Source organism: Flavobacterium aquariorum (assembly GCF_003254745.1).
Lineage (GTDB): Bacteria > Bacteroidota > Bacteroidia > Flavobacteriales > Flavobacteriaceae > Flavobacterium > Flavobacterium aquariorum.
In genome coordinates this window covers 620,723-630,378 of the sequence record NZ_QKXH01000001.1, presented here as the reverse complement: position 1 = coordinate 630,378, position 9,656 = coordinate 620,723, and the positions used below count along the sequence as shown (strand labels likewise).

Sequence of the window (9,656 nt, the reverse complement as noted above, 5' to 3'; positions counted from 1 at the left end):
AGCTGGACTAACCGCATAAGTAGCTGCTGGACTTCCTGCTGTTGTTAGCGATGCATTATTAGCAGTGATTGCTGTTCCAACACAATAACTTGGTGAAGCAACGGTATAACTCAATCCTGCCGGAGCTCGATTTACGGTAACCACAGCCGTATTACCCGAAGAAATAGAAGAAGGACACGACCCCCCTACTGGACCAGATTCTAATTTTGTGATTTTTATAGTTATAGAACCGGCCGTATTTAAAGCTGCTGAAGTAAAATTGCCAGATCCCGCAGTTGACACTGTCATAGTTGCTGTTAAACCAGTGATTAAACCAGCATCATAGGTAACCGTATAAATACCTTTTGGCAATCCTACGGCTGAACCATTCAAAGTAACTACAGTGGTACTTCCTATACACAGTGTCGTTGGAGAAACCGAAATACTTGTTAAACTATAAGTTGGGCAAGTCCAAGAAACTCTAACTTGTCCATCACCACCTTTACCACCAGCGAAAGTACTAAGAAAACTTCCTGCACCACCACCACCACCACCAGGAATGGATCCTGAGCCACCTACACCAGTAGCGCCATTTAATCCATCACCTCCAGTACCTCCATCTATATTAGGAGCACCTCCATTATCTTGATTAGCTGAATTACCTGTACTAGTAGAATTGGCACCGCCACCGCCACCCCCAGAATATAGAGATCCAGCATTACCATTAGCACCGGCTCCACCATACCAATTGGTTGTGCCTCCTGAATTTCCGCTTGATACGGCGGCGGCACCTGTTCCGCTACCACTACCAGATATTGATTGCCCACCATTACCTCCAACTGCTAGTAAGGTTGCTGTTGTATTAAACCAGCTTGACCCTCCTGAAAATCCATTTACAGTTGGCGAAGTTGTACCTCCAGCACCGCCGATACCAACATTTACAGTATAATTATTACCTGACACAACCGAAATTGCATTATTTCTAGTATAAGCACCACCACTCCCCCCACCTGCAGCCGAGATAGCCCAACCACTAGTAGCACCACCTCCACCTCCACCTGCTCCCCAACATTCAACTTTAACAGTTGTAACACCAGCGGGTGCAATAAAAGTTCCAGAAGCAATAAAAATTTGGGACTGCCCATAAGAACCTATAGACAATAAAAAAACGGCAGTAAATAAAAGTAAAATTCTATTCATAGGATTTGGGGGTATTTGGGGCATAATACATTTCTTCAAAAAGAGGCCATCCTTTATATATTTTTAATAACGAATGTAGCACTTTTTTACGTGATATTTTTGCATATCAAAGCCAAAACACGTATTTATACGCGGTAAAATTAAGCATTAAAAATTAGCGGTAAAAAAAGTTGCCGATAAAACTGAAAATATTTAGTTAAAATGCTGTTATTTAACGCTTTTGTATGTTTTAATCTTACAGTTTTTTTAAGTAAAACTATATTAAATTGAAATAGTTTTAAAAAACAAATAAAGTAAGAATAGTACAACATAAAAAAGCTGCTCGAATAGTACTATTCGAGCAGCTTAAAAATAAAATAATTTTAATTCACTTATTCTTTATAAAACAATCTTTTTAGTAATTCTATTTTTATTAGCCAATTCAGTTACAACAATTAAAAATTGATCACTGGAATTCAATTCTTGTATGATAAACTCATTATCGTTGATATGGCCATTTTCATAAAGCATTCTTCCTTTCAAGTCATAAACCACAACCGTAGACATAATCTCATTCAAGGAGTTTATTTTAATTTGATGATCTCTTACTGATACTACAACTGATTTTTCTTTTCTATCTAATAATGGATTCTTTGAAGTCGAATCCAAAACAATCACCGGAGGTACTGCAATTACTGGAAGTTGTACAACAACCTCTGGTGCTACATTAACTGGTGAATCAACTACTACTGTAGACTCAACTGCAATTGGCTCAGCTACAGAAACTACTGGCTCTACAACTACAGGAAGTTCAACAACAACTGGAGACTCAACAACAACCTCTGATGCTACAATAACTGGTGAATCAACTACTACTGTAGACTCAACTGCAATTGGCTCAGCTACAGAAACTACTGGTTCTACAACTACAGGAAGTTCAACTACAACTGGAGATTCAACAACAACCTCTGGTGCTACAATAACTGGTGCATCAACTACTACTGTAGACTCAACTGCAATTGGCTCTGCTACAGCAACAACTGGTTCTACAACTAAAGGAAGTTCAACAACAACTGGAGACTCAACAACAACCTCTGGTGCTACAATAACTGATGAATCAACCACTACTGAAGGCTCGGCAACTATTGGCTCTGTTACAGCAACAACCGGAGACTCAACAACAACCTCTGTTGCTACATTAACTGGTGAATCAACCACTACTGAAGGCTCAAATGCAATTGGCTCAGCTACAGAAACTACTGGTTCTACAACTACAGGAAGTTCAACTACAACCGGAGACTCAACAACAATTGGAAGCTCAGCAACAATAGGAGGTATTACTACCTCAACTGGTTCAACAACTATAGGCGAATCAACCACAACTGGAGGCTCAGTAACAATAGGTGGTGTTACAACAACGGGTGACTCAACTACTGCAGGAGGCATGATAACAGGAGGGTCGACTGTGACTACTGGCAGATCCACTATAACAGGAGGTACTACAACAACAGGTGGCTCAAGCACAACCGGCGGCATTACCGGAGCATCATCTGTATATCGCAACACAAAACGATCATTGAAAACACCTATACCAGTGGTAAATGAAAAAGATCCGTTCTTTAAATTATGTATAATATGAGTCACTTTATCTTCTACAAAAACATTTTGAGTCGCAAAAAGACCATCCACTTTAGCAATGCTTATCTCAAAAGTTCCCTCGATAGCCGTTTTATAACCTAATGGCACTTTATCTGTTTCATTAAATGGCAAGGCACGTCCTTGAATCACATAATTCTGATTATCAATTCTACTATAAAAATCAATATATTTATTACTGTCTATACTCAAACCATCATATGCAGTATCAACACCATTAGTTGCTCCTGTAATGTATCCAACTAATACCTGCTTGAAAGCTCCTTCATCATTTGTTAAATTCAACCAAACGCGATGTCTCTCTATGGCAACAGCATTTGATTTTGTTTCTTTAAAAAAAGAGCCCTCGGCACCGAAATTCCTTGGAAGTGAAATATAACCCCCATGTAGCACTTTAGAATCATCACTACTAGCTGATTTTCCAAATGACATTAACGAAATCAAAAAGAATCCGATAATTAAAAGTAGAGTTTTTTTCATTTTATTATGTTTTATATGTTATTCAATAGTGATGTATCTAATAGAAAATAGGGAGCTTTTTGTTGCGCTTTAATAAACGTTCAAACCTTTATGATCTGCTGACCTTGTCGATTATTAATCTCTTGCAGTCAAATTAGCTATCCCCATTATTAATAAATAAATTAGTCTGATTAGAAATAAATGACAATTAAAAGAGAATTAGCCTTTCAAAAAAATCCTCTTAAATTAATTTACCAAGCCTTTTTTAAATAAAATTAATCGACTGGTTTTGAAGACTAAACTAATTCTTAGTAACTATATCAAAATTAAAAAAAGAAATCAAATAAATCGAATAAATGCACATTTTATCGATTAAATACATCAAATATTAATATATATAGTATTTAACTTACTTAAAATATAAAAACAATTTAAATAAAATAAGATAGATACATAGAAACAATAAAGTCAGAGACGATGCCTCGACAATTCAAGAGGGAGCTGAAATTCTTGCATAACAATTCTGAGATAAAATGCTCTGACAATGGAAAAAGGAGGAGCAGAATTCCAATTACTAATTCAACTGAAATATTTATCGATTGTCACAATTCATTCGTGCTTTTAATATTAAAAAATCATTTGGCCCATATTTGAACATACCAAAAAATAGGCTATCAAAAATGCTGAATCGATACGGGCAGACTGAAAAAATTTAAAGAAAAAATAAATATTTACAACTACAATAAATGATGGTAGTCCGTGATAACCAGAAGATACAAAATTAAATATCGAGAACATAAATGACTGCTCGAAAATGCAATTCGAGCAGCCTAAAAATAAAATGATCTTACATTAATTCTTCCTAAAAAATAATTCCTTGAGTAACCATTTTACCATTTACCAATTGAGTTACAACAATTAAAAATTGATCACTTGAGGTTAAATTCTGAATAATAAACTCGTTTTTATTCACATTACCGTTCTCATAAAGCAATCTTCCTCTCAGGTCATAAACGATCAACTCGGCAATTGCCTCATCAAAAGAGTTGACTTTTATTTGATGATCATTTACTGATACAATAACTGATTTATCTTTTTTGCCGAAAGATGGATTTTCCAATGTTGGATCCAAACCACTTACCGGAGGAATTACTATCACAGGCGGTGTTACAACAATCGGTGGTTCTACAACTACGGGAGGTATTACAATAATCGGTGGTGCAACCACAACCAGAGGATCTAAAACCACTGGTGGTGTTACAACAACGGGTGACTCTACAACTACTGGTGGCTCAACTACAACAGGAGACACAACCACAACCAGAGGAGCTACAACCACTGGTGGTGTTACAACAACGGCTGGCCCTACAACTACTGGTGGCTCAACTACAACAGGAGGCACAACCACAACCGGAGGATCTACAGCCACTGGTAGTGTTACAACAACGGCTGGCCCTACAACTACTGGTGGCTCAACTACTGGTGGCTCAACTACCACAGGAGTCACAACCACAACCGGAGGATCTACAGCCACTGGTGGTTCGACAACAACTGGAGGCTCAACTACCACAGGAGGAATTACAACTGGCGTATTGTCTTTGTAACGCAACACAAAACGATCATTAAAAACCCCTACCGCTGTAGTGAATGAATAAGGTCCGTCCTTTAAATTATGAATGACATTAGTCACTTTATCTTCAACAAAAACAGGCTGTGTAGCCAAAAGCCCGTCTACTTCGTCAATGCTTATCGTAAAAGCTCCTTCGATAGTCGTTTTATAACCCAATGGCACTTTATCCGTTTTGTCAAATGGAACCGCACGCCCCTGAATCACAAAATTGGTATTTTCATTGATACTGTAAAAATCAATGAATTTGTTGCTGTCTTGTGACTTTCCGTCAAAGACACTATCAAAACCATTGGTTGCCCCTGTGGCATAACCCACTAACATTTGCTTGAAAGCCCCTTCTGTATTGGTTAGATTCAACCAAACTCGATGTTTCTCAATGGCAGCAGTTTTGGAACTAGTCCCTTTAAAAAATTGAGCGTTTTTACCTGAAGTCCCTACACGCATGCCATTGTTAAAAACAACAGGCCCCACTGCAGTAGCACTTTTCACAAAGAAAGATTGTCCTGCAGCTATATATCCTAAAGGCTTATTAACAATTTGTTCTTCTCCGGCATCCATAATACCGTTCCCGTTTGCATCCACAAAATTACCGCTGGTTCCCACTCCTCCTAGATAATTATAAGAAGCATAATCCGTTCCCGAATATTTCAAATTAGTAACAGCTGTATTGTGTGTCCAAAAACGAATCGTTCCCTCTAGCCTAGGATTATTGATGCTGTTTTCCAATAAAAAAGCATCGGCACTTATAGCAGAAGGATATGGATTCCCAATCAGATTACTATACCCTGTTGGATCAATCGGCAAGGTGTAAGCTCCATTGTTAGGAATCCCTTCAAACTGTACCGGCTGAATATAAGTAGCTGCCACTGGATTTGGCCAAAATTGCGGCTTCGGAACACGAATAATAAATCCTTTTCCTGGAGGATTCATGGTGTTTGCTGCCGGCTCAATCACCCATTTATTCATCGAATAACTCATGTATTTATCCGATAAAGTATTAGGAGATAAAACATTTAGCATTTGATCCTGCACGGGCGACGACCAATACGTATAATCAAAATTCTTCATCGGCGTAGTTTCTCGCTTGTAGACAATTTTTCCGGTATTTACTGCGGCATCATCCACTTGAATTAAACTCGCTTTATTTTCAAAAATAAAACTGGCCGAAGCCAAAACATCAAGACTTTCCTGTACTGACAGTACAACTCCCGAATTAACAATGATTGAACCCGAATTAACTTGACAAGAGCACATACTCAAATCGGTACCAACTGTAAAAACATCACTTACTCCTCCATTAAAAACAACACGTTTTAAAGCTGTTGGAGTCCCATTAGACCATAAAGTTCCATTCCAGGATGTTAAGGAAATTGGAGATGCATTGATAACAATATTAGAAGAATTAGGAGAAAAACATACCCCTTCAGAAACTGCACAAGTATAAGTCCCAGCTGCTAACCCAGGAATGGTTATAGTTGTCCCACTACCTGAATATGATTCTCCAGTATTGAAGTTCAAAATCCAACTCCCTGATGGCAATCCGCTTAAAGCTACACTACCTCCAGGCACAGCACACGAGATTTGTTGTATTAATCCCACGATTGGTGCCGTTGGACCTGTATTAATTATAACTTGAACTACATTTGAAGATGTGGCAACCGTGCCACAAGTTGCGTTTGAAGATCGTACTCTATAGTAATAAGTAAATCCCGACGCTAATGGTGTAACAACAAGAGAGCTAACATTTCCTACACTCAGATTATTATACCCCGACACAAAAGTACTAAACGACGAATTTGTGGATATATCCAAATAATAAGCTGTAGCTCCTGAAACGGGATTCCAATTGGCAGTAAATCCGTTGCACAAAACGTCACTTGCATCTATAGCAGTTGGCGCATTTATTTGTAAAGTTGCATAAGTAATTACATTAGAATAAGAACTCTCTCCGCAACTACTGTGTTTGTGAACCCTGTAATAAATATTCCCCGGAGGCAATCCTGTTACCACATAACTGGTTACATTGCCAACATTAAAATCATTAAACCCAGAAACAAAAGTTGTAAAACCACTATCTGTGGAAACATCTAAGGAATAACTTATTGTACCAGCAGATGCCGTCCAGTTTGCAGTAATGCTATTGCTGCAATTTGCCCCTGTACCAGCCAATGCAACTACTATAGGTGCAGATCCAACCGTAAAACTGGCAGCATTCGGACTACTCACTCCTATTAGCGAAACAGTAACTTTATATTCACCGGGAGATAAATTCGTTAAATTTTTTGTATTAGCCGAAAAACTTACATCACCAGTTTTTTGCCAGTTATAGGTATATGGATCTACCCAATCAGGAGTATTTTGAAAAGTTCCATTGTTTCCAGAAGGATAGGAAAACAAAGTAGTTCCAGATCCTACGAAAAAATTATAACCAGAAATAATGCCCGTTTCAAAACCCGAATAAGTAGTAGGCCCAATAGCCATATAGGTTATACCAATAGCAGAAAGTGCAGTATTATAAAGTCCTAATTTCATTACCTGCCCCGTAAAAGAATCACCCGAAGCATTAAAAACGCCACTTCCTATTTTTGCATTCGAACTTGAGCTACCATAGTTTGCAGTCGTAACTACTCCCCCAGTTACAGCAACACTAGCTCCATTCAAATAAATTTTGACTGTGGATCCGTTTCCTACCGCCGCTACGTGATGCCACGCTCCATCTCCCAAAGAAGGCGGAAGTGCAGCGGTTACTGAACCAGTTGCTGCAGTCCATAATTCTATGGTTGTTGAATTTGCAAAACCAAACTCGATGGCATCATTTTGCCCAAACAAACTCATCCTTCCTGTAACATCAGCTATGTTAAATTTTATCCAACCTTCAATAGTGAAAGCACTTTTATTAGAAAGTAAAGGACTTCCCAAATCTATATAATCATTATCGGCTGCAATAAATTTTACGGCGTTCTTCATATTTGTTATGGTGATGGTGCCATCAGTACCTGTTGAGCAAGAAGCCTCTATCACCGTAGCGGTAGGAATTGGCAACAAAGGAAAAATAGTCATAACCGCAGTTGCATTAGAACAACCACTCACTGTATAAACTATTGTATAAGTTCCTCCAGCACTTGCCGCTAAATTCACTTCTCCTGTTGAAGAATTCAAACTCAATCCGGTAGGCGAGGATGTATAAATACCTCCTGTAGCTCCAGTTTGCGTTACCCCAACTTTCCCAATGGCAATATAAGCGTTACCCGGATAAGCTATTATAGGAGGTGGCGTAAATTGATACACTTGTCCTGAAGCTGGTTTTGTTGCAATAGCCGCAGTAAATATTCCAGTTTGGGCAGTTGGACTTGTTCCCGAATTACTTAATGTCAAATAATTACTATTTGCATCATAAATACCAATAGTAGCCGAAGCATTAGTTACCGCAGCTGCTCCTTGATTATAAATATATTCAATCCTATTAGATCCTTCATAAAGCCATACTTGAAACGATATTACATCTCCTGTATTTTGATAATCCCACTTTTGTTTATACCACTCTAATTTAAAAATTCGATTGGGAGCCACTCCCGTTGTTACATATCTAGGAATTGTTGTACCCCTCAAATCATCCCAAAGAGGCATCAAAATAGGTTTGGATAAAGCTGCATTAGCAGCAGTATTTGTATAATTCTGACTAGCTGAAACTGCCGCCGCTCCAAAACTAAGCCATCCATTACTGGAAACCCTCACGTCTGTATAAACGGCCCCTCCAAAAGTAAATGGAAATTGCAAGGTAACGGCATTGGAAACCGCATCATCTTCTGATGCCGTTATCCCTACAACATCTGTGGTTCCAGTTAAAATCCCATAGGTTACTGTTTTTGTACTAAAGCAATATTTACTGGCTTCAAGACCGGTGACAGGTGGTGGTGTAAATCTATAAATTTGTCCTGTTGCCGGCTTGGTGCTAATGCTTGTTGTAAATGTATTATATTCTGCTGTTGGGGTTGTTCCGGAATTAGTAAGTGTTAAATATTTACCGTTTGCATCACAAATTCCTATTGAAGCACCACTTGAATTATTCGTTACTGCTGTAGCTCCTTGATTATATAAAAACTCTATAACATTTGTAGTCTCAAAAAACCAAATTTGAAAAGAAATTACATCTCCTGGAGATTGAGCATTCCATTTTTGCTGACTCCATTCTACTTTAAATCTTCTATGAGGAAAAATCCCCGTCGTTATGTATCTAGGCTTTGCGGTACACATCAAATCATCCCACAAGGGAAATAAAACAGGCTTAGCAACACCCGCATTCACAAGTGAATTTGTATTGTTTTGAGCATCGGTTACCGTAGCAGCACCAAAGCTAAGCCAGCCATTGGGCGATACTTTTATAGCGGAATAAGCTGTACCTGCAAAAGTAAATGCAAATGGTAAGGTAATACTCGTAGACACTCCCGCATCAGCCGTTGCTCCAAGTGACGTATCAACAACCCCAGAAACTCCAGAAAGCGGAATATAACTCCCTGATACAGCAGTAAAATAATAACTGCTTGCCGCCTGCCCAAAGGATATTTGCGAAATCAAAAAGAGTGTAATAATTAAAAGTAATAGTTTTTTCATTTCAGTTATGGGTGTTAAAATCTACATTCAATATCGAATTGATTTATTAAACAAGATAATTTTGAGGTAAAAAAGAGAAAGAGGATTGAAATTTATCACTGTTTCTATATAATCCCATTCATTCCAATTTAGCTAAAACGGT

General features: G+C 38.2%; 3 protein-coding genes. All 3 read right to left on the bottom strand.

Annotation, left to right across the window (positions count from 1 at the left end; genetic code table 11):
- On the bottom strand, positions 1 to 1,179 hold a 1,179-nt coding region (locus DOS84_RS02630; protein WP_341537923.1), incomplete at its 3' end, for a glycine-rich domain-containing protein.
- 378 nt (positions 1,180 to 1,557) lie between these two features.
- The gene (locus DOS84_RS02625; protein ID WP_111408546.1) at positions 1,558 to 3,294 is read right to left on the bottom strand and encodes a T9SS sorting signal type C domain-containing protein; all 1,737 of its coding nucleotides are present in this window, start codon (positions 3,292 to 3,294) and stop codon (positions 1,558 to 1,560) included.
- Between the two features lie 841 nt (positions 3,295 to 4,135).
- Positions 4,136 to 9,514 (bottom strand): LamG-like jellyroll fold domain-containing protein, encoded by a 5,379-nt coding sequence (locus DOS84_RS02620; RefSeq protein WP_111408545.1) that lies wholly within the window; start codon positions 9,512 to 9,514, stop codon positions 4,136 to 4,138.
- Positions 9,515 to 9,656 lie beyond the last annotated feature (142 nt).

What these genes read in the sequence shown, in the direction of transcription:
- DOS84_RS02625 (WP_111408546.1), bottom strand. Translation starts at nt 3,294, where the DNA reads ATGAAAAAAACTCTACTTTTAATTATCGGATTCTTTTTGATTTCGTTA.
- DOS84_RS02620 (WP_111408545.1), bottom strand. Translation starts at nt 9,514, where the DNA reads ATGAAAAAACTATTACTTTTAATTATTACACTCTTTTTGATTTCGCAA.